This window comes from Duganella sp. Root1480D1, assembly GCF_001427305.1.
Lineage (GTDB): Bacteria > Pseudomonadota > Gammaproteobacteria > Burkholderiales > Burkholderiaceae_D > Rugamonas.
In genome coordinates, this window is the sequence record NZ_LMFZ01000047.1 from 13,440 (window position 1) to 34,567 (window position 21,128).

Consider the following 21,128-nt stretch of genomic DNA (forward strand, 5'->3'; position numbering starts at 1 on the left):
CCAAACTCGTAATGAGTGATGGTAAATTACCAGCGAGCAAAATAATAGTCCGTGCGGCATGAAAACGACAGCCAGCAACGCGGCGCCGCTCAGGCAGCTAAAGGTGTAGGGGCCGCGATTTCAGTGCGGTTACGGCCATTTGCCTTAGCGCGGTACAGGGCGGCGTCGGCGCGCGATAACAAGCTGTCAAGAGATTCGCCCGGCGCCTGCTGGCCGGCGATGCCGATGCTGATTGTGCAAGACGGCAGCCCTGGTTGTTGACATTCGTGCAATTTCGCCTGGATGCGCTGCGCCAGTTGCTGCGCATGCGGCAGTGCGGTTTCCGGCAGCAGCACCACGAATTCCTCGCCGCCGAAGCGCGCCACGAAATCGCTTTGGCGCACCGCGCGCACCACCACCGCCGCGACATGCACCAGCACCTTGTCGCCTTGCGCGTGGCCGTGCTGGTCGTTGATGGCCTTGAACAGGTCAAGGTCGATCGCCATCAGCGACAGCGATGAATCGTGGCGCTGCTGGCGCGCCCGCACACCGCTGAAACTTTGCAGGAAGCCGCGGCGGTTCAATACCCCGGTCAGCGGGTCGTGCGTGGAGCGCTGCTCCAGGATTTTTTGCAGCTTGCGCGTGGCCAGCATGAGGAAGGCCACCGTCATCAGCAGGGCCATGAAGTTGGCCAGCGCCAGGTAGACATTTACCAAAGGGCTGCGCTGCATCAGGTCCGCCGCCTCGCCGCTGATGAACATGGCAGCCACGCCACGCGTCAACACATTGACCATCTGCAGCGCCAGCAGGATGCCGAAGAACCAGCTCGTAAAATGCGGCGTGCGATGGCGCCAGACCAGGCGTAACTGGTCAAGGTAGAACACTGCAACCAGGAAGCTATAGGCCGTGGCGCGGCGCGGGAAGTTAGGCTCCGCCAGCAGCCACCACAGGATGGCCGCCAGTTCCAGCACCCATACTGCGTGGAAAATCGTCCATCCCGGCGGTTCGCCGAAAAAGCGCCGCGTCCCGACCATCGACAGGCCGATGCCCCACATCAGGCAGGTGTTTGCAGCAGGCAGTGCTACAGCATCGGGCAGCAGTCCGCGCGACAGGAACAACCCGCCTGCGCCAACCATGCAAAGCAGGCCGCAGGCCCAGTGCCCGACACCCGCCACCTCGCGCCGGAAGCTCACGTGCATGGAATACATGGCCACTGCCAGCACCGCGCAAGTCAGCGTGGTGGTGAACAGGATGGTGAACGGGTCCAGCGCGAATTTCACGGTTTTATCATGCGGTCGGGCGGCGCAGGCTGGTTTTCTGCTGTTCGACTGCGATGGTAATGCCCGGCACGCGGTCGCCTTGCAGCACCACGTCGAACGCCATCAGCTCGTCGCGGCGGAAGGCATGCACCTGCACACTCTCGCCGACCTTGTAGCGCGACAGCAGGCCGTCAACATTGGACGGGTTGCCGCTGACGCGCAGGCCGTCGATGGCCACCAGCAGGTCGTTGGCCGACAGTCCGGCCTTCTGCGCAGCGCCGCCGTCATGCACGGCACTCAGCTTGCAGTCGGCGCCTTCGCGGCCGAGGTTGACGTCGAAGCTGGGTTTGGACGATTTGCGTTCGTCCTTGTAGCCGACGCCGAACTGCGGCAACAGCTTGGCCAGCGGCACGTCTTCAGTGCCGCGGATGTATTTGTCGAAGAAAGTCTTCAGCTTGAAGCCGGCCACGGTGTCGAACAGGGCCTCCACTTCTTCCGGCGTCACGCCGCGCGGCTTGCCGTTGTAGAAGTCGCGGCCGAATTTCTGCCACAGGGCGCGCATGATGTCGTCCAGCGAGCGCTTGCCATTGGTCTTGGCGCGGATGGTCAGGTCCAGGCCCAGGCCGATCAGCGAACCCTTGGCGTAGTAGCTGACAATGGCATTCGGCGAGTTCTCGTCCTGGCGATAGTACTTGCCCCAGGCATCGAAGCTGGAATCGGCCACGCTTTGCTTGCTGCGGCCGCTGCCGCGCAACACCGCGCCGACGGTCTTGCCCAGCATCTTGAAGTAGCCCTCTTCCGCCAGCAGGCCGGCGCGCACCAGCATCAGGTCGTCGTAGTAGCTGGTGAAGCCTTCGAACAGCCAAAGCAGCGGGGTGTAGTTCTCCACCTGGTAGTCATACGGCGCGAACACCGCCGGCTTGATGCGCTTGACGTTCCAGGTGTGGAAGTATTCATGGCTGCACAGGCCGAGGAACTTCATATAGCCTTCGCTTGGCTCCTTGCCTTTCTGCGCCATAGTCGGCAGGTCGGCGCGCGAGCAGAACAGCGCAGTGGAAGCGCGGTGTTCCAGGCCGCCGTAGCCGTCGCCCACCACCATCGTCATGAAAACGTAGCGCTCCATCGGCGCCTTTTTCGTGCGCGGCTCGAAGAAGGCGATTTGCGTCTCGCAGATCTGTTTCAGGTCGGCGCAGACGCGCGCGATGTCGAGCTTGGGCACACGGCCGGTGAACACCACGTCGTGCTGCACGCCTTGCGCCTTGAAGCTGGCCATTTCGAACGTGCCCATTTCCACCGGGCTGTCGATCAGTTCGTCGTAGTCCTGGGCGATGTAGGTACCGAAGCCGTAGCGCCTGGCCTTCAGTTCTTTCAGTGCAGTGGCGACGCGCCACTTGGCCGCTGCTTCGTGGCCCGGGCGCTGGATGTCAACCACATGCGGCTCGCCTTCCTGCCCGGCTGCGCGCAGGAATACACTGGTGCCATTGAAGAAGCCGTGGGTCTGGTCGAGGTGGGCGGCGCGTACCGACAGGTCCCAGGCATAGACTTCGTAGTGCACGGTAAGCTTGCCCTTGCAGGGCGCCGCTTGCCAGGAGTGCTTGTCGAGCTTTGCCAGTTCGACCGGCTGGCCGCTTGCCTCGGCGCGGATCTGCACGATGTTGCGCGAAAATTCGCGGATCATGTAGCTGCCGGGAATCCAGGCTGGCAGCACCAGCACCTGGCCTTCCGGGTCCGGCGCTTCAACGGTCATGGTGACCTGGAACATATGGGTTGCCGGGTCTTTGGCGGCGATGGCGTAACTGATTTTTTTGTTTTTCATTGGATGTCGGACGGCGTGTCGATATCCTGCAGGATGCCGGGATCGTCCACCGTCAGTTCGTTAACCGGATTGTTCTTCAAGATGCCGCGGGCGCCCTGGTCGCCGGCCAGCGCCAGCAGGTCTTGCAGGTGGGCGCAACCGAAGGCGACCGGGTTGCCGCGTTGGCCCCGGTGTACCGGCGCCGCGATTGCCGCAGAATTTGCGCCGATCGCACTTGCCAGCACGGCCATGGTGGCTGGCCGCACATAAGGCATGTCGGCCAGCGCGATCAGCCAGCCGTTCGCGTCGCGCGCATGCTGCACACCGCAAACCAGCGAAGCGGCCATGCCGTCGCCTGCATTCGCACAGGCAACGACTTCGCAACCAAGGCCGCGCAACAGGTTTGCTGTAACCGCGTCTTCCGTGCGGACCACGGCGATTACGCGCGGCACCGCAGCCAGCAAGGCGCGGGCACTGGCGACGACGACGGGATCTCCGTTCGGCAGCGCCTGCAGCAGCTTGTAGCGCTCTCCTGTCGGATCGAAACGGCTACCGCGGCCAGCGGCGAGCAAAATGCCTGCGACGGCGCTATCAGCAATGCCCGCTGCAGGCGGCGCAGCGGGAAGCGGTTCGGCGTATGGCGTGACCACGCCCTTCACGGCGCCGGCGTCCGCAGCAGCGGCGGACGCGTGGGCGGCGATGGGGGCGGCCACGTGCGCTGCCTGCCTTAGGCCTTGGCCAGGTCGAACGGCAGCTTGCGAACGCGCTTGCCGGTCAGCTTGAACACTGCGTTGGCCAAGGCCGGAGCCAGCGGAGGCAAGCCAGGCTCGCCCATGCCGGTAGGGTTGTCGGTCGAAGCGACAGTGAACACCTCCACCACCGGCATGTCCGTCATGCGCGCCACCGTGTAGTCGTTGAAGTTCGACTGTTCGACCATGCCGTCCTTCAGCGTGATGGCTGCGCCAGGCAAGGTGGTGCCAAGTCCCATCAAGGCAGCCCCCTGCACCTGCGCTTCAATGGTCATCGGATTCACCGGCAGGTTGCAATGCACGCCGGCCGTTACCTTGTGTACTTTGGGCTGGCCATTCCTGATCGACGCCACCACAACATAAGCCACGGAGGTTTCGAACGATTCGTGCAGCGCCACGCCCCAGGCCTGGCCTTTCGGCAGCCTGGTTTTGCCATAGCCCGACTTTTCGACCGCCAGGTTCAACGCGGCCAACTGGCGCGCATGCTTGGGGTCGATCAGCTTGCGGCGGTATTCCACCGGATCCATTTTCGCCACATGCGCCGCCTCGTCGATCAGCGTCTCCATCACGAACGCGGTGTGGGTCGAGCCCACGGAGCGCCACCACAGCACCGGCACGTTGGCCTTCACGTTATGCACGCTCAGGTTCATCGGCACCGAATATGGATCGCCCATGCCTTCGACCATGGTCGCGTCCACGCCATCCTTCACCATCATCGGCTCGAACGGCGTGCCGGTGATGATGGACTGGCCGACGATCACATGGTTCCAGCCAACGATATTGCCCTTGGCGTCAAAACCGATATCGGCCTGGTGCACATGGGAAGGACGGTAGTAGCCGCCCTTGATATCGTCTTCGCGGCTCCAGATCAGCTTGACGGGGCCCTTGCCCCAGGCCTTGGCGACGTTCACCGCTTCCACGATGTAGTCGGAAGTCGGCACCGCGCGGCGGCCGAAACCGCCGCCGGCCATCATGGTGTTCAGCGTGACCTTGTCCGGCGTCAGGCCGGCAGCCTTGGCGGCAGCTACCGCGTCCAGCGTCTGGAACTGGCTGCCCGCCCAGATGGTGCAGGAATCGCCCTTCAGATCCACCACGCAGTTCAGCGGCTCCATCGGCGCGTGCGCCAGGTACGGGAACTCATAGGTCGCGCTGATTTTCTTCGGCGCCGTGGCGATGGCCGCGATATCGGCCTTCTTCACCGGCGTGCCGGCTTTCTTCGCCAGCGCCTTGTACTCGGCCAGCTGTTTCTTGCTGCTGACCTTTTCCAGGCCTTCGGTATCCCACTCGACCACCAGCGCCTCGCGGCCCTGCTTGGCCGGCCAGTAGCCGTTTGCCACCACAGCCAGGCCGCTGCCGCCACGGTCGGTATCGACCTTGATGACATCGATCACGCCCGGAATGGCCTTGGCCTTGGACGCATCGAACTTTTTCACTTTGCCGCCGAAAACCGGCGCACGCGCCACCAACGCAACCTTGGTGCCTTCCGGCTTGAAGTCCATGCCGAATTGCTGGGTGCCGCTCGACTTGGCGCGCGCGTCCAGGCGCGGTGTCGGCTTGCCGATGATGGTGAAGTCCTTGATGTCCTTCAGTTTCACATCCTTGGGCACCGGCTGCTTCATGGCCGCATCGGCCATCGCACCGAACGTCGCGCTCTGGCCGGACGGGCCGCTCAGCATGCCTTTCGAAGCGCGCACCTGGGAAACCGGCACTTTCCACTGCTCGGCTGCCGCAGCAACCAGCATGGCGCGCGCTCGGGCGCCGATCTCGCGGTGCTGCTGCCAGGAGTGCTTGACGGCGGTCGAGCCACCAGTCATCTGGATGCCGAAGTTGGGGTCTTTGTACGGATCGCCGGCCGGCGCCAGCGAAGAGCGCACCTGCGACCAGTCTGCATCCAGCTCCTCGGCGATCAGCATCGGCAGGGCCGTATGCACGCCCTGGCCGAATTCGAGGCGGTTGACCTGGATGGTGACGGTATTGTCCGGTGCGATATGCAGGAAGGCATTGGGCGCCACCGGCGGCTTGGCCGGTGCGTCGGCAGCCAGGGCGCGGGCAAAGCGCCCGCCGCCGCTGGCCACGTAGAAGCCGAGGATCAGGCCACTACCGGCCTTCAGGAAAGTACGGCGCGACACCCCTTCAGGAGCCACGCCGTCCGCTTGAGCTGCCATGAACCATTCTTTGCGCATGGCGGCCTCCCTTAAGCGATGGATTTCGCGGCGTCTTTGATGGCGGCGCGGATCCGTTGATAGGTGCCGCAGCGGCAGATATTGCCCGACATGGCGTTGTCGATATCGCTGTCAGTCGGCGCCTTGTTGGTGCGCAGCAGGGCCGTCGCGCTCATCACCTGGCCGCTCTGGCAGTAGCCGCATTGCGGTACATCGTGCTTGACCCAGGCATCCTGCACCGCCTTGCCCACCTTGTCGCCGGACATGGCTTCGATGGTGGTGATCTTCTGTCCCACCGCCGCCGAAATCGGCGTCACGCAGGAGCGGATTGCCTGCCCTTCCAGGTGCACCGTGCAAGCGCCGCACATCGCCATGCCGCAGCCAAACTTGGTGCCGGTCATATTGAGATTGTCGCGCAGGGCCCAGAGGATGGGCGTAGAAGGGTCGGCGTCGACTTGTACGTCGCGCCCGTTGATGTTCAATGTGACCATGCCAGCTCCCTGATTAAGTTATCTCCGGGGTCAGCCCTGGCAATCGGACCAGCGGTCCGATTGTTGGACCTGACCCCGCATTTTTACTTGATGGTGGCGAACTTTGCTTCCAGCGTTCGCTGGTCGACTGCTCCTGCAATGCGGCTGCCGTCGGCGAAGAAAATCGCCGGCGTGCCATTGATGCTCATTTTCTGGCCCAGGGCCAGTACCTTTTCGTTTGGCGCGGTGCAGCCATTTGGCGCAACCGGCGCGGCTTTGCCGTTCAACATCCATTCATCCCAGGCCTTGTTGCGGTCGGACGCGCACCAGATGTTCTGCGACTTGGTGACCGAATCGGGCGACAGGATGTTGTACAGGAAGGTGTAGACGGTCACATTGTCCGTATTGGCCAGGGTGGTCTGGCGGAAGCGCTTGCAATAGCCGCAGTTCGGATCTTCGAAAATCGCCATCACGCGCTTGCCGTTGCCCTTGACGGTCTTCAGCGCCAGCTCGAACGGCAGGTCGTCGAACTTGATCTTGTTCAGGTCATCGATGCGGGCCTGGGTCAGGTCGGTGCGGGTCTGCAGGTCGAGGATATGGCCTTCCAGCAGGTAGCGGCCGGTCGGATCGGTGTAGCGCACTTCGTTGCCGATGGTTACCTCGTACATCCCAGGGATCGGGGACTTCTTGACGGAGTCGATCTTGACGCCGTTCAGGCGCTCCGCCAGGGCCTTGCGCAGTTGCGCATCTTCTTTTGCGTTCTGCGCGTCTGCACAGGACATCAGCATGACCGAAGCCATTACCAATACCAACTTACTCTTCTTCATAGGGTCTCCGCTTTACAGCTTTCCGAGGGCATGTGAAATCAGCCGGCGCTTTACGCCCGGCAATTTATCCAGCAAGTTTAGCCCGAAATTGCGCACTGCGCGCACCGGTTCGAGATCGGTGCCGAACAGGCGCTCCAGGCCATCCGTGGTGGCCAGCATCAGGCTTACTTCTTCCTTGCGTGCGCGGGCATAGCGCGCCAGCACACGATCATCGCCGATGGAACGGTGCTCTTCCCGTTCCGCCACGGCTTTTACCAGTTCCTGCACGTCGCCAAAGCCCAGGTTCATGCCATGCCCGGCCAGCGGGTGCACCACGTGGGCGGCATCGCCTACCAGGGCCACGCGCGGCGCCACCATCGAATGGGGGCGCATCAGCCGCAACGGGAAAGCCTTGACCACTTCCGGCTGCAGCGGGCTCAGCTTGCCCAGCTTTTCCTGGGCAAAAGCGGCCAGCCGTTGCGCCAGCGCCGTGGCGCCTTCGCGGCACAGCGAGTCGGCCAGCATGTCCGGCGCCGACCACACCAGCGACACCTGCTGGCCCGGCAGGGGCAGCAAGGCCACGATGCCCTGCTCGCCGGTGAACCACTGGTGCGCAACGCCATGATGCGGCAATTCGCACGCAAAGTTCGAGACCACGCCGCTCTGGTTATAGGGGCGGTAATCGAGGCCGATATCGCACTGGCCGCGCACCCAGGACTGGGCACCGTCGGCGCCAACCACCAGCGAGGCGCCGAGGTGGGAACCATCGTCCACGGTGATCACGGCCCCCTGCTCGTCATGCTTCAGTGCGACCGCCTTGCCGTGCACGAAATGCACGTTCTGGGCGAAGCGCAGCGCCGCATCGAGGGCCTGGTCCAGGTTACGGTCTTCCACGATCCAGCACAGGGTGCCGGTATGGGCGCCATAAGCGTCGAAATTCAGCGCGCCGGCCTTGCTGCCGTCGCCATTGACCAGCATGGCGTCGACCGGGGCGATGCGCGACTGCTCCATGGCTCCCCATACTTTCAGGGAATCGAGCACGCGGTGGGCAGTGTGATTGAGGGCGAACACGCGGACATCCCAGCTCGCATCATCCGCGCGAGCCGGTGCCGGCGGCGGCCCTAGCAAGGTCACACTCAATCCGGATTGTGCAAACGCGAGGGCGGCCGTCTTGGCAATCGCGCCATTGCCGACGATGCAGACCGCAGTCTGCATATGGTGATGCGTGGGCTTGTTCATCCGCGCATTATAGCTTTCCCTCAATGGAAAAAGGCTATTGCAAACCTAGGATTCCCTGCTATAATGCTGCCTCTTGGCCTGGTAGCTCAGTTGGTAGAGCAGAGGATTGAAAATCCTTGTGTCGGTGGTTCGATTCCGCCCCGGGCCACCAAGAATAAAAAGTGAAGACGCCGATCCTTGTGATCGGCGTTTTTCGTTTCTGCGGCTGCGGCAACTGACTGCCCAACAGTAGCCCTTCCTTATCTACCAAATTTTCCTGTCGGAAAACTTTACATTTCATCAATGTAGCGCCGGCCCCTACCCTAGCCAATCCCAATTAAAACAAGGACCTACAGCAATATTTCCAAGTTGGCATAGACATTGCTCTGCTGTACGCACCTATTTACCATAGAGAAAACAGCATGCTGAAAATTAAGACGCTAGCGGCCGCCACGGCCATCTTTTCCACCATGTCGGCCGCCCAGGCCGGCGTATTCCTCGCCGGTACCGCGACCAACAACATCGCCACCGCATTGACCAATCTGGGTGTTTCCTACGTCAGCGTAGGCGGCGCCATGCCGGCTGGCGTGGGCGCTGGCGACACGCTGGTGCTGTCCTTCGACGGCGGCAGCGGTCCATACCTGAACTACACCAGCGCCCTGAACGCCGGCCTCGACGTCATCGTGTTCGGCGGTTCCTGCGACGGTGCTGCCGGCTTCAGCGCCTGGATGGGCCAATACATCAACAACACTGGCGGCTGCTGGCATACCGACGGCGCCTGGACCACCGTCGCCAACAACACCGCTACCCAATTCATGCCTGGCACCTACCTGCCGCAAGCGAATACCGTGACCTTCCACATGACCCACCTGCTGGCGACGCAAGACACCGTCATGCTGGGCGTGAACGGCGAGGGCAATAACATTGCCGCGCTGCGTACCTACGCCAACGGCGGCTCATTCAACTACCTTGCAATGGATCCGGGCCCCTACGGCACCGCGGGCGATATGACCAACTTCACCATGCCTTACTTGCGTGGCGCCCTGGCCGCCGCCGCGCAAGTGCCGGTTCCGCCAAATGCGGTGCCGGAGCCAGCCTCCCTTGGCCTGTTCGGCCTGGCCCTGCTGGGCATGGGCTTCGCCCGCCGCCGCAAGCAGTAAGCAGCAAAGCCAGCAAGGAAAAACGCCGGCCCACCCAGGCCGGCGTTTTCGTTCGTGCACGGTGGCCGCTGGCTTTACCTGCGCCAGGCGCCCAAGGTATTATCAATCATGCACAGCGCGAACAAGCCAGTCCGGCGCACGCCCCGGCAATACCGTTCACACCTGACGGTGGAAGCCGTTCTTGCCGCTGTCCCCCTGGTTTTGAAGCGGCACGGCGCAGGCGCGATGACGACGAACCGCATTGCCGAAGTGGCCGGAGTCAGCATCGGGTCCCTTTACCAGTATTTCCCCGACAAGCAGGCGGTGTTCAGCGCATTGCATGAGCGCCATGTGGCGGATACGCGGAGCATCCTGGAGCGCCATGCCGCAGCGTACAAGTCATCGTCGTTCAGCGCGTTTGCCGTGGCTCTTGTTGAAGATCTGCTCGACCTTCATTCCGTCGACGCGGAATTGCACCAACTGATTGCCGCCGCAACCAAGGTGGGACCAGAGCATTTTCGCGCCGGGCTGCAGGCGACATTTGCCGAGGCCATCGCCCGCTGCGGCGCCAGGGAGACGGACCGGGTTCTGTTCGTGCTGCCAAACCTGGTTGAGGGGCTGGTGCATGGGGCGACAATGTCGCCACTCTCCGCCCGCGATGCCAAAGGCGAGGCAGTGAAGGCGACGCTCGCTTATTTGACGGCCCACCCGGAACTCGGCTGACAAGTCGAGCCCTTCAGGAGCGCCTTGCCCTTCCGCCAAACGCGCCGAGGTTTTCCTTGATCCAGTCGCCAAAGCTTCTTGGCGCCCTTCCCAGCTGCTGCTCTACCCCCTTGCCGACCGTGGCAAGGCGGCCCTCGCGCACGGCGCGCCAGATATCGACCAGCGCTGCGGCGTAGGGGCGATCAGCCCACAGCAGTGCTCCGGCGAGAGCCTCCCGGTCCGACATGGATTCATATCGAACGGGTTTGCCGATCGCGTCACCGATCGCCTCGACCATATCCCGGTAACTCAGTGCCTCGCGCCCGGTGATGACGAGCGACCTGTTACGAGTGTGCTTCCGAGCCAGGACCGCTACAACGACTTCCGCGATATCGTCCGGATGGATGAAGGCAATCCTGCCCTCGCCGGTCGATGAGTGGAGAACACCGTCCGCGCGGATCGCATTCGCCCAGCTCAGGGCATTGGACATAAAGGCGGCGGGTCGGATGAATGTGTGTGGCACGCCGCTCTTGCGTATGGCTTCCTCTCCGCGCGCGTGCCATGGCCCTGTCCCCACGCCAGCGGCGGCGTCGAGCGTCGAGAGTTTGATCAGGTGCCGGAACTTGCCTGGCGCGCCGCCAAAGCGCAGTTGCGGTCTCTTTCTGCCAAATCGGAACCGCTGTTGACGAGAAATAGCGCCTCGCATCCCTCGAATGCCGCAGCCAGTTGATCGACAGGGCCGGCAAGGTCGCCGATCCGGATGTCGACGCGGCCGCCGAAGAATTTCCGCGCCTTTCCTTTATCGCGTACCAGCACGCAAGGTATCTCTCCTTGGCTCAGCAGGCGCGCGGTGACGAGTGAACCAATGTTTCCGGTCGCCCCAGTGACCAGGTACTTCATGCCAGGCCGCACCAGGCGCACAGCACCTCGAGCGCAACGCACTGCTGCCCGGATGCGGCGAAATGAAGTCCGTCCACGTCATTACGATTACGCACACCGAAGCGAGCGAGCATTAGTTCTTGCGACATATTCATGGTGAGCACCCTCTTAAGCTTTGTCAGCGCCAAGTTTGGGTGGGAATCGCACGACCGGCAACTCGCGTTTCGGAGAAGCTAACTCGTTGAAATATAAGCATTTCGGGGTGCGGTACTCAGGTATTATTTTTGTCGGGAAATCTTACACATTGCCATCCGAACAACGAATTTCACTAGTAAATCAAGCCCTAACTGCTTGTAACTACAAGTGAAACTTGCAATCTTATTGCAATGGCATGATATGTGCTAAGCATGTTGGGTCTTTTTTAACTTTCAGGACCCAATATGAAAACTGTTCGCCAGTTCCTGGCTGCCATCGCGCTGATTGCCCCTTTGTCCGCCTTTGCCTTCCCGATCGCTGCCGCCGGCACCGAAGGCAACCCGGTGCTGGTTGGCAGCGTCGCCAACATCATCGCCCGCTATGAAGGCAATTCCGCTTCCTACAGCAACGACCTTTACCTCGTCACCGATGATGGCATCGTGGGCAACGATATTTTCCTGTTCAATAACCATAGTTCCGCCGTTGGCGCGACTATGGACTTGGGCAGCTTTGCCGTTGGCAGTGAGCTGGTGTTCCGCCTGCACGTCAACAACACCAACACGGACTACTTTACCGGCCCGGCCGGCCGCAACCCGGACGGTTCTTTCCACGCACGCGTCCAGGGCGCCTGGCTGCCTAACACCACGCTGGTGAGCTTTGAAGACCTGTACAACGGTCCTTTCGATTTCAACGACCTGAGCTTCTCTTTCACCAACACCACCACCCCGGACGTTCCTGCCAGCGTGCCGGAACCAGCCAGCATGCTGCTGCTGGGCCTGGGCCTGGCCGGAATCGCCGCTTCGCGCCGCAAGCCACGCAAGTCTTAAGCAGGGTAAACACGGAAAACGCCGATCCATGTGATCGGCGTTTTTGTATTGGGGACCGTACCAGCTTGACTTGCGCCGCAGCCCGCCCTATATTAAACCAATCGGTTAATTAAGTAATTGGTGAAATTCGATGCAAGACGCGCTCAGCCAAACCTTTTCTGCCCTGGCAGACCCGACGCGGCGCGCCATGCTGGCGCGGCTGTCGCAGGGAGAAGCCAACGTTTCCGACCTCGCCGAACCCTTCCTGGACGAGATGAGCCTGCCGGCCATCACCAAGCACTTGCAGGTACTCGAAAAGGCCGGCCTCATCACCAAGACGCGCAAGGCGCAATGGCGTTCCTGCAAGATCAACGGCGATGGACTGAAGGATGCAGCCGACTGGATGGAGCAATACCGCGTGTTCTGGGAAGCGAGCTTCGATCGCCTCGACGCCTACCTGAAAACCGTCACCGCCCAAAAACCACCTAAAGGAGAAGAAAATGCCTGAATTCAGCGCCCCGAATGAAATCCGCATTGTCCGCCTGTACGATGCCCCCGTGCAGGCTGTCTGGGATGCATGGACCGATCCGGCCCAGGTAGCCCAATGGTGGGGGCCGCGCGGCTTCACGCTCACCACGCATAGCAAGGAGTTGCGGGTCGGCGGAAACTGGCGCTATACCATGCATGGCCCGGATGGCACCGACTATCCGAACACCACGGTTTATCACGTAGTGGAACCGCTGCGCAAACTGGTCTACGACCACGGCGCCACCGACGACACCCCGCCGCTGTTCCGCGTCACCGTGCTGTTTGACGAAGTGGAGGGCAAGACCCGCATGGACATGACCATGGGCCTGGCCGATGCCGAAGCGGCAGCGCAAACCCGCCAGTTCATCAAGCACGCCAACGGCGATTCGACCTGGGACCGCCTGGCCGAATACCTGGGCAAGCGCCTGGCGGACGAAGACAAGTTCGTCATCAACCGCAGCTTCGAAGCGCCACTGGAAACCGTGTTCGACATGTGGACCAGGCCCGAGCACCTGGCCCGCTGGCTGCCGCCTACCGGCATGGAAATGCGCTTCTTGCGCACAGACATCCGCACTGGCGGCGCGTCGCTGTACTGCATGAGCAATGCGGCCATCACCATGTATGGCCGCGCGCACTACGAGCAGATCCGCCGCCCCGAGCTGCTGGTCTACACCCAGCAATTCTGCGACGAGAACGAAAATGTCTCGCGCCACCCGATGGCGCCGGTGTGGCCGGAAACCATGCGCACCACAGTGCAGTTCGCGGCCGAAACGCCGCAGCGCACCAGGGTTACCGTGACATGGGAAGTGGCAGGCAAAGCTACGGCGGCGGAACTGGCTGCCTTCCTTGAACACCGCGCCAGCATGACGCAGGGCTGGAGCGGATCCTTTGACAAGCTCGACGCCGCTCTGGGCGCCTGAGCTCAATTGAAGCCCCTGCCGGCAAAGCGGCAGGGAGGCCTCAGTTACGGCTTGGAGACGGGCACCCCAGCGGCTGCACCGGCAGCGGCTTTGGCGAAGTCTCCGGCCTTGATCACCGAAACGGCTTCCGGCTTCAGGTTGGCGCGCAGTGCTTCGTTAACCTGCGCCAGGGTCAATGCACTGACTTTGGCTTCCAGGTCCTTGTCGAAGGCCATGGTGCGGTCGAAGCTCAGGTAGTTCGCCAGGCGGCCAGCCAGGCCGGCGTCGACGGTGCGGCCCACTTGCTGCGATTGCAGCCAGGCTTTCTTGGCATCGGCCAGTTCGGCGTCGGTGAAGCCATCCTTGAGCGCCTTGCCCAGCTCCTCACGCAGCGCGGCTTCCACCTTGGCGGTGTTTTGCGGCGCACTGATCGCGAAGGCCAGCCACGAGCCGGCCGGGTCGCGCGATGGCACGGACAGTTGCGAACCCACGCCATACGACAGGCCTTCCTTCTGGCGGATGCGATCGGCAAGCCGGCTGCGCATGGCGCCGCCGCCCAGCATGTAGTTGCCCATCAACAGTGCCGGATAGGCCGCCGCGTCGTCCTTCATCGGCACCGGCTGGATCGCGAGCAGGGCCGAGTTGGCCTTGTCCGGGGTTTCCAGCGAAATGTTCTGGCCTGCCACCTGCTTCATTTCGCTGGCGATGCGAGCGTATGGCTGCTCCGCCTTCCAGTTGCCAAACAGCCTGGCTGCTTGCGCCTGCACTGCGGCGACGTCGAAATCACCCACCACGGACAGGGTGGCGTTGCCGGCGCCGTAGTAGGCTTTGTGGAAGGCTTTGACCTGTTCCACGGTCGCAGCCTTTACTTCCGCCAGTTGCTCCGGCAAGGTCATGGCGTGGCGTGGATGGCCCGCAGGGAAAGTATCGGTCAGGCGCTGCATTGCATTGCTGGCCAACGGTTGCGGCTCCGTCATTTGCTGCTCGGTGCCCGAGATCATCTCGCGCTGCTGCTCGGAGAAGTCCATCGCGGTCAGCGCCGGCTTCATCATCGATTCGCCCAGCAAGTCCAATGCGGCCGCCAGCTTGTCGCGCGTGGTGGTCACGTTGACAGTCACGCCTTCGGCGCCGCCGTTGACGTTCACGTTGGCCTTCAGCTTGTCGAGGGCATCCTTGACTTCCTGGCGCGACAAGCGCTCGGTACCGCTCAACAGCAACGACGCGGCCAGGTTGCCGATGACGGCCTTGCCCGCCAGGTTCTCGGCAGTTCCCATGCGCAGCTGGATCGACGCGCTGACGGTGTTGCCCTTGGTGCTCTTAGGCAGCAACGCCAGCTTCATGCCGTTGGCCAGCACCGAACGCTGGGTGCGTTTCTCGATGTTGTCGGGGCTCGGATCGAACACCTCGCCCTGGGCGATCGCTGCGCGGCCCTTGTAGTCCTTGACCAAGGCGGCGACGTCCGGCGTCTTCGGCACTTCGCTGCGGTCGGCCGCGTCGGTCGGGATGAAACGCGCCAGGGTCCGGTTGGAAGGCTTCAGGTACTTGAGCGCGACGGCCTGCACTGCTGCCACGTCGATTTTCTCGACCTGGTCGCGGCGCTGGTGGAACAGGCGCCAATCGCCGGCGGCCTGGGCCGAGGTCAGGGCAATGGTAAAGCGGGCGGTGTCGTTGACGGTCTGGTCGATGTCTTTGGCGATCGAGGCCTTGGCGCGCTCGACTTCAGCTTCGGTCACCGGATTGGATTTGATGTCCTCCAGCGCCTTCAGCATCGCCTCTTCCACCGCTGCGGTCTGGCCGTCTTTCGGCACCACGGCAGCGAACAGGTGATAGCCCGGCTCCATCTGGTTGAAATCGAGGTCCGCCACGGACGATGCCAGCTTGGCATCGACCAGGGCTTTGTGCAGGCGGCCGCCGGGTGCCTCGGACAGGACGCGTCCCAGCACTTGCAAGGCTGCCGCATCGGCATGGCTGGCCGGGGCAACGTGGTAGCCGGCGGCGACGATCTGGGTGCCGCCAGTGCGGCGGATGGTGACCGAACGCTCGCCGTCCTGGGTCGGTTCCGCAGTATAGGTTGGGGCCAGCACGCGGGCCGGCTTGGGAATCTTGCCGAACAATTCGTTGATCTGGGCCAGTACCTTGGCCTCGTCGAAGCGGCCCGCCACCATCAGGATCGCATTGTCAGGCTGGTAGTAGCGCTGGTAAAACGCGCGCAGGCGCTCAATGCTCACGCCTTCGATGTCGGAACGGGCGCCAATGGTCGACTTGCCGTAGTTGTGCCAGTCGAAGGCGACCGACATGGTGCGCTCGAGCGTGACGCGGAACGGATCGCTTTCGCCCCGTTCGAATTCATTGCGGACGACCGTCATTTCGCCCTTCTGGGTCTTGTCGTTCCACAGGTCGTCCTTGCTGATCGGCGAATTGACCATGCGGTCGGCTTCCAGCTCCAGCATCAGCTTCAGGTTGTCGTCGTTGGCCGGGAAGGTCGCGAAGTAATTGGTACGGTCATACCAGGTGGTGCCGTTGAAGCGGCCGCCGGTCTGGTTCAGCACTTCCACCGGAGTCTTGCTGCCTTTCTTGATGCCGAAGTTGGCGGTCGGCTTGAACAGCAAGTGTTCCAGCAAGTGAGCCATACCGGTTTCGCCATAGTTTTCGTGGCGCGAACCGACCATGTAGACGATGTTGGTGGTCAGGGTCGGTTTGCTCGCGTCCGGGAACAGCAGCACGCGCAGGCCGTTGGCCAGCCGGTATTCGGTAATCCCCTCGACCGAGGTGACTTTGACTGCAGCAGCCTTGTTGGCGGCGGCCTTGGCCGGCACTGCGGGCGCGCTGGCGAATGCAGGCGACAGGATCCCTGCGCTGAGCATGATGGCGGTAAGAAGCTTCACTCTGGGTAGTTCCTATATAAAAATAAAGGTTACAAATTATATAACCATGAACTTGCCTAGATGAAAATTCTTCAACTTACCCCCTCAAGTCACCATAAGTGCCTGCCGTCTATCACGGTGACATCGGCCGTGGCAGCATCAAAGTCATCGAACAGGCGTGCGTTGACACCTATGCGGCGGGTCTGCCCATCCCAGCTCCCGTCACGCTGGAAATCGGGCGAATCGGAATAAGTAGCGCAGCCGCACAACGGGCAGAAATGGTGCGCCACCGCCCGGGTTTTCCAGCGGTAGGCAGTGTCGCCCGACGGAGCCGGAACGAGCTTGAACTGGCCCGGCGAAAAATAGGCCAGCAGGGCGCCGCGCTTGGCACAAAACGAGCAAGTGCAGCGCGTGAGTTCAGGGGGAATCTCGCCATCGATTTCAAACGCGACGGCACCACAGTGGCAACTTCCTTTGATAGTCATGGCTGGCCTCCCTGTGCAAATCGTCAATGTAGCGCCATCGACGACTCTGGAGCGCGCAGCAAACCGTTATTACCAATATAATGCCGTCCCATGAAAAATCACCTGCAACTCGCCATCGCGGCGCTCACATTTTCCAACGCCGCACTGGCCAATGACGGCATTGCCGCGGTTGGCGTTGGCGGCATTGTGTTCGGCAAGACCGACGCCATTGCCATGAAAAAGGAAGTGCTGAACATCAGCCATAACCTGATCAGCGTCGACTATGAATTCCTCAACGAGTCGACCAGGGACGTCGATGAAACCATCGTCTTCCCCCTGCCGGCCTACCCTGCCGCCCAACAGGGCAGCGATACTTACTACGGCCAGCCAGACGGTTTTTCGATCCGGGTGGATGGCAAGCCGGTGGCATTCCAGAGCAGGCTGGTAGCCCGCTCGCCTGACGGCGATGACGTCACTGCACAATTGCGCAAACTCGGCTTCAGCAACAAGGAAATTGCCTACTCCCCCACGTTCGCCTACAAATCAGGCAAGGTCGCTGCCTTCACCGAACAGCAAGCCAGGCAGATGATCAAGCTGGGCTTGCTCGACAAGGAATCCCGCGAGCCGACCTGGACAGTAGAAGTCAACTACGTCTGGACCCAGAAATTCCCTGCCAATAAGATCGTCCGCGTCCACCACGACTACCGCCCCTTCGTCGCCGGCGGCCCCGGTGAATCGGCCATGCATGAAGATTTCGCAAAGATCTATTGCACCGACCAAAGCTACCTGAACGCCCGGGCCAAGGTTGAAGCACGCAAGAACGGCTACCTCAATACCCACAACGTGTCCTACATCCTCACCACCGGCAACACCTGGAAAAACGGCATCGAAGACTTCACGCTGAATATCGTCAAGCGCAAGCCGGATGAACTGATCAGCCTGTGCTTCCCCGGCGACTTCAAGAAGATCGATGCGCGCACTTACCAGGTACGCCTGCAGAACTTCCACCCGACCCAGGACCTCGACGTCCACTTCGGCAATGTCGATAACGACGAAGACCAAAGCGGCGTCATGCCGGTGCTGCCGAAATGAGTGCAATCAATTGGCGGCTGCACGCTTGCTGTAGATGACCAGCTCCTTTTCGGGCTTGTCCAGCGTGCCGCGCATCGGGATCGTGCGCACCTTGCGATAGAGGGTGTCTTCGCCCAGCAAGGATTCAAACGCGGCCATGGCTGGCTGGTCCGCCAGATAGCCGGGCTGGATCACGATGGTGTCGATCCGGTGTTGCGCCAGGAGCTGCAGGATCTCGCGCCGTCCATACCCGAGGTCTCTGATGCCCAGTTCGCGCATGATGGCGATTTCCACGAACAGCTTGTCGGCGCGCCGTACTCCGACATCCGGCCGCAGGTCCAAAGTGCGCAAGTCGTAGATGAAGTTGCCATCACGGTGCGCCGAGATCAGCACATTGCTGTTGCGCGGAGCCAGCTCCGCCGCCAGTTGCGCCGCCTCCTTGAAGCCTGCGACATATGGCACGGGCGGCATCAGGGCAAGCTGGGCGAGCTGCCAGGCGGCCAGTGCCGGAATCGCGACCGGCGCCAGGCGCCCGCCAATTGTCGCAAGGCCTGCAACAGCGGCCAGGAAGAGGAAGGTAATTCCAGGCAGGTTGAAGCGTCCGTCCTTGTTCGACACAACGGTAAAGAACAGCCAGGCACAGAGGGCGAACGCCAGCAGGACCCTGGCCACCGGCGGCAGCTTGCGCAGCGCAGCAGCTCGCACAATCGCTCCCAGCCCCACAATAACCAGGACGATGCAAGGCCAGCCGAATTGCTGCGGCAGTCGCCTGAGGTACCAGGTCCAGTTCTCCAGCGTCCACAAGCCCGGCATGCCCGGCACGGCCGTGGCGAGCGATTGGTTGACCTGGCTGAAATGGGCCACCATCAGCACTGCCGGCGCGGTCACGCACCCCATCAACACGAATGCCGCCAGGCGTTGGCGCAGCGGCGCCGGGTTGGCGTAGCGATGGAGGAAAAGGAAATACAGGAACGCCGGCACGGCAAACATGGCCTGCACCCGGGTCAGCATGGCCAGGCCCATCAGCAGTGCGCTCAGGTAAAGCCACAGCCGCCCGCCAAGTTCGAGGTAACGCAGCAAGGCATAGCCGGTCGCCAGCAGCATGGCCAGCGCCGGCACGTCGAGTTGCACCTGGCGCGACCACAGGGCAAACGGCGCCAGGCTCAACATGGCCAGCACGGCCGCCCCCGCCGTCAGCGGCCCCAGCAAGCGGCGCAACAGCAGGTAGGACATGCTCCCGGCCAGCAGCACATACAGGCTCACTGCCGCCTGCGAGGCCGCATGGTTGGCGCCCAGCACGAGCAGCACAGGCACTGAGCTCAAATAAAAAAACGGCGGGTAAAAGCCGACATTGACCGCCGGATAGCGCTGGTAGTAATCGGCCGCGAAACGCAGCGGGTCGAGCAAGCCGCCATCGAGCAGGAAGTCGCGGATAAATACCCCGTTCATCGCATGGCGCGAAGCGTCATACCACCAGAAATCGCCATTGGTCGGCGCCGTATGGAAGTAATACAGGGCGAGCATGGCGATTGCGCCAAGCGCAGCCAGTGCGCGCAGCCGGAGCGCCAATGCTTCGCTCATCGGTCCAGCTTCCTGCGGAATCCCGCGCCGACCACCCGATCCACATGGAAGCGCGGTCGCTTCTTGGAAGCTTCATACACCTTGGCCAGGTATTCGCCAATCACGCCCAGGCTAAGCAATTGCACCCCGCCCAGGAAATACATGGGCAGGACAACCGACGCCCAGCCGGGCAGCGCCTGCTCCGTGAACAAGCGCAGGAACAAGGCCCAGGCAGCCAGCAGCATGCTGCCGAACGAGACCAGCATGCCGGCGCCGGTGATCATGCGCAGCGGGTAGGCAGTGAAAGAAGTCACCCCCTGCCAGGCCAGTGCCAGCATTTTGCGCAATGGATATTTGGATTCCCCGGCAAAACGCTCTGCCCGCTCAAATTCCACCACGGAGGTCTGGAAGCCCAGTTGCATGACTATGCCGCGCAGGAACAGGTGCGTTTCCTCGTAGGAGCGCAAAGTTTCCACTGCCCGCCGCGACAACAGGCGGTAATCCGCATGGTTGAAGACAATCTGCACGCCGAGAAAGGCCAATAGCTTGTAATAGCCCTCTGCGCTGACGCGCTTGAACCAGGTGTCGGTACTGCGCTTGCTGCGCACCGCGAAAACGACTTCACTACCCGTGCAATAGGCCTTGACCATTTTCGGGATGGCTTCCAGGTCATCCTGCAAGTCCGCATCCAGGCTGACCAGCACATCACCTGGGGCCGTCATCAATCCGCACAACAGGGCATTCTGGTGGCCGCGATTTCGGCTGAGTTTGATGCCGGAAACTTCCTTGTGCTCGGCGGCGTAGCTGACAATCATGGGCCAGGTGTTGTCGCGGCTGCCGTCGTCAACATAATAGATACCGCTGCCTTGCGCCATCTGGCCACTGTCGATCCACTCCCGGAGCAGCGCCAGCAAGCGCCGCGTTGTTTCGGGCAACACTTCCTGCTCGTTATAACAGGGCAATACCAGGCTGACGACGGGCGGTACCTTGATTTCCTCTATGGACGAAAAGTCCAGAAGGCGCTGACCAGGTAGTTCCATGTGATGACTCCTAAGGTAGTCAAAACTTGGGCAATCGCCGCAGCCAGGCCAATGGCGATCAATGCGCGGAGCAAGACATAATTCAATAGCCAGCCCATGAGGGCCATCACAGTGAAGCGCAAGGCGCCGCGGTACCCGACTTCGGTACGGAAGGTCAGCCTGGCGTTCAGTAGGTAGTTTGCAATTGCGCTGAGCGCGTAACCGATCGTGGACGCAGCAAGCACATCCATGCCTGCGCCGTAGACAAACAGCAGGGTCAACACATAATGCAAAGCTGTCGCACTTCCGCCCACGACCAGGAAGCTGAACAAACTTCGCGCCGACAGAGTCTTGGTAATAGGCATGTACCAAGTTTGACATACATACATGGCTACGTGCCAGTTTTGTCGCGGGGGGCCTTGCGCCGCATTTCACATTACGAAAATCGAATCTCATATCGTAGAAAATTGCTTGGCGGCGCACCATACCGAACAGTTCATTCCGCGAAAAGCAATTTCATATCATGGCATTAAATCACTAACACACTGAATTTAAACAACAAAA

20 protein-coding genes and 1 tRNA gene are annotated in these 21,128 nt (G+C 61.8%); 7 read left to right on the forward strand and 14 right to left on the reverse strand.

Annotated elements, in window-relative coordinates:
• Positions 1–89: 89 nt before the first annotated feature.
• From ASD58_RS24755 to ASD58_RS24785, 7 genes are all read right to left on the reverse strand, one after another.
• The gene (locus tag ASD58_RS24755) at positions 90–1,259 is read right to left on the reverse strand and encodes a GGDEF domain-containing protein (RefSeq protein WP_229210100.1); all 1,170 of its coding nucleotides are present in this window, start codon (positions 1,257–1,259) and stop codon (positions 90–92) included.
• Between the two features lie 7 nt (positions 1,260–1,266).
• On the reverse strand, positions 1,267–3,054 hold the full coding sequence (locus ASD58_RS24760; protein ID WP_057264192.1) for a M61 family metallopeptidase: 1,788 nt from the start codon (positions 3,052–3,054) through the stop codon (positions 1,267–1,269).
• Positions 3,051–3,746, reverse strand: a complete 696-nt coding sequence (locus tag ASD58_RS24765) for a nucleotidyltransferase family protein (protein WP_307178234.1) — start codon at positions 3,744–3,746, stop codon at positions 3,051–3,053. The genes ASD58_RS24760 and ASD58_RS24765 overlap by 4 nt, the downstream gene beginning before the upstream one ends.
• Positions 3,747–3,760: 14 nt before the next feature.
• Positions 3,761–5,965 (reverse strand): xanthine dehydrogenase family protein molybdopterin-binding subunit, encoded by a 2,205-nt coding sequence (locus ASD58_RS24770; RefSeq protein ID WP_057264194.1) that lies wholly within the window; start codon positions 5,963–5,965, stop codon positions 3,761–3,763.
• 11 nt (positions 5,966–5,976) lie between these two features.
• Positions 5,977–6,435, reverse strand: coding sequence for a (2Fe-2S)-binding protein (locus ASD58_RS24775; RefSeq protein WP_057264196.1), 459 nt, complete (start codon positions 6,433–6,435; stop codon positions 5,977–5,979).
• Between the two features lie 83 nt (positions 6,436–6,518).
• The gene (locus ASD58_RS24780) at positions 6,519–7,241 is read right to left on the reverse strand and encodes a thioredoxin fold domain-containing protein (protein WP_057264198.1); all 723 of its coding nucleotides are present in this window, start codon (positions 7,239–7,241) and stop codon (positions 6,519–6,521) included.
• A 12-nt stretch (positions 7,242–7,253) separates the two neighbouring features.
• Complete coding sequence (locus tag ASD58_RS24785) at positions 7,254–8,459, reverse strand: FAD-dependent monooxygenase (RefSeq protein ID WP_057264200.1); 1,206 nt, start codon at positions 8,457–8,459, stop codon at positions 7,254–7,256.
• A gap of 75 nt (positions 8,460–8,534) precedes the next feature.
• On the opposite strand from ASD58_RS24785, the gene ASD58_RS24790 reads away from it, so the two are divergent.
• The 3 genes from ASD58_RS24790 (at position 8,535) to ASD58_RS24800 (ending at position 10,300) form a co-directional block, all read left to right on the forward strand.
• Positions 8,535–8,610 (forward strand) — tRNA-Phe (locus ASD58_RS24790).
• A 250-nt stretch (positions 8,611–8,860) separates the two neighbouring features.
• Positions 8,861–9,598, forward strand: coding sequence for a PEP-CTERM sorting domain-containing protein (locus ASD58_RS24795; RefSeq protein ID WP_057264203.1), 738 nt, complete (start codon positions 8,861–8,863; stop codon positions 9,596–9,598).
• A gap of 108 nt (positions 9,599–9,706) precedes the next feature.
• Positions 9,707–10,300 (forward strand): TetR/AcrR family transcriptional regulator, encoded by a 594-nt coding sequence (locus ASD58_RS24800; protein ID WP_156401480.1) that lies wholly within the window; start codon positions 9,707–9,709, stop codon positions 10,298–10,300.
• A gap of 13 nt (positions 10,301–10,313) precedes the next feature.
• On the opposite strand, the gene ASD58_RS31985 is transcribed toward ASD58_RS24800, so the two are convergent.
• The gene (locus ASD58_RS31985; protein WP_255357353.1) at positions 10,314–10,985 is read right to left on the reverse strand and encodes an NmrA family NAD(P)-binding protein; all 672 of its coding nucleotides are present in this window, start codon (positions 10,983–10,985) and stop codon (positions 10,314–10,316) included.
• On the reverse strand, positions 10,889–11,179 hold the full coding sequence (locus ASD58_RS31990) for an SDR family oxidoreductase (protein ID WP_200951693.1): 291 nt from the start codon (positions 11,177–11,179) through the stop codon (positions 10,889–10,891). Before ASD58_RS31990 ends, ASD58_RS31985 begins: the two co-directional genes overlap by 97 nt.
• 419 nt (positions 11,180–11,598) lie before the next feature.
• On the opposite strand from ASD58_RS31990, the gene ASD58_RS24810 reads away from it, so the two are divergent.
• The 3 genes from ASD58_RS24810 (at position 11,599) to ASD58_RS24820 (ending at position 13,607) form a co-directional block, all read left to right on the forward strand.
• Positions 11,599–12,180 (forward strand): PEP-CTERM sorting domain-containing protein, encoded by a 582-nt coding sequence (locus tag ASD58_RS24810; RefSeq protein WP_057264207.1) that lies wholly within the window; start codon positions 11,599–11,601, stop codon positions 12,178–12,180.
• A gap of 130 nt (positions 12,181–12,310) precedes the next feature.
• Positions 12,311–12,667: a helix-turn-helix transcriptional regulator gene (locus ASD58_RS24815; protein ID WP_057264209.1), complete on the forward strand. Its 357-nt coding sequence runs from the start codon at positions 12,311–12,313 to the stop codon at positions 12,665–12,667.
• On the forward strand, positions 12,660–13,607 hold the full coding sequence (locus ASD58_RS24820; RefSeq protein ID WP_057264211.1) for an SRPBCC family protein: 948 nt from the start codon (positions 12,660–12,662) through the stop codon (positions 13,605–13,607). Before ASD58_RS24815 ends, ASD58_RS24820 begins: the two co-directional genes overlap by 8 nt.
• 44 nt (positions 13,608–13,651) lie before the next feature.
• On the opposite strand, the gene ASD58_RS24825 is transcribed toward ASD58_RS24820, so the two are convergent.
• Both ASD58_RS24825 and ASD58_RS24830 read right to left on the reverse strand, forming a co-directional pair.
• Positions 13,652–16,471 carry a pitrilysin family protein gene (locus ASD58_RS24825; protein WP_057264213.1) on the reverse strand — a complete coding sequence of 940 codons (2,820 nt, stop codon included), beginning with the start codon at positions 16,469–16,471 and terminating at the stop codon, positions 13,652–13,654.
• 89 nt (positions 16,472–16,560) lie between these two features.
• A complete protein-coding gene (locus ASD58_RS24830) occupies positions 16,561–16,935 on the reverse strand; it encodes a GFA family protein (RefSeq protein ID WP_057264215.1) in 375 nt (124 codons plus the stop codon).
• Between the two features lie 90 nt (positions 16,936–17,025).
• Between ASD58_RS24830 and ASD58_RS24835 the strand changes: the two genes are divergently transcribed.
• On the forward strand, positions 17,026–18,006 hold the full coding sequence (locus tag ASD58_RS24835) for a DUF4424 family protein (protein WP_057264216.1): 981 nt from the start codon (positions 17,026–17,028) through the stop codon (positions 18,004–18,006).
• 6 nt (positions 18,007–18,012) lie between these two features.
• Here the strand turns inward: ASD58_RS24835 and ASD58_RS24840 are convergent, their stop codons facing one another.
• Genes ASD58_RS24840 through ASD58_RS24850 form a run of 3 tightly spaced genes read right to left on the reverse strand, consistent with a single transcriptional unit; the run spans position 18,013 to position 20,896 of the window.
• Positions 18,013–19,566, reverse strand: coding sequence for a glycosyltransferase family 39 protein (locus ASD58_RS24840; RefSeq protein WP_057264218.1), 1,554 nt, complete (start codon positions 19,564–19,566; stop codon positions 18,013–18,015).
• Positions 19,563–20,585, reverse strand: coding sequence for a glycosyltransferase family 2 protein (locus ASD58_RS24845; RefSeq protein ID WP_082565665.1), 1,023 nt, complete (start codon positions 20,583–20,585; stop codon positions 19,563–19,565). Before ASD58_RS24845 ends, ASD58_RS24840 begins: the two co-directional genes overlap by 4 nt.
• The gene (locus tag ASD58_RS24850) at positions 20,543–20,896 is read right to left on the reverse strand and encodes a GtrA family protein (protein WP_162253061.1); all 354 of its coding nucleotides are present in this window, start codon (positions 20,894–20,896) and stop codon (positions 20,543–20,545) included. Before ASD58_RS24850 ends, ASD58_RS24845 begins: the two co-directional genes overlap by 43 nt.
• Positions 20,897–21,128: the final 232 nt, after the last annotated feature.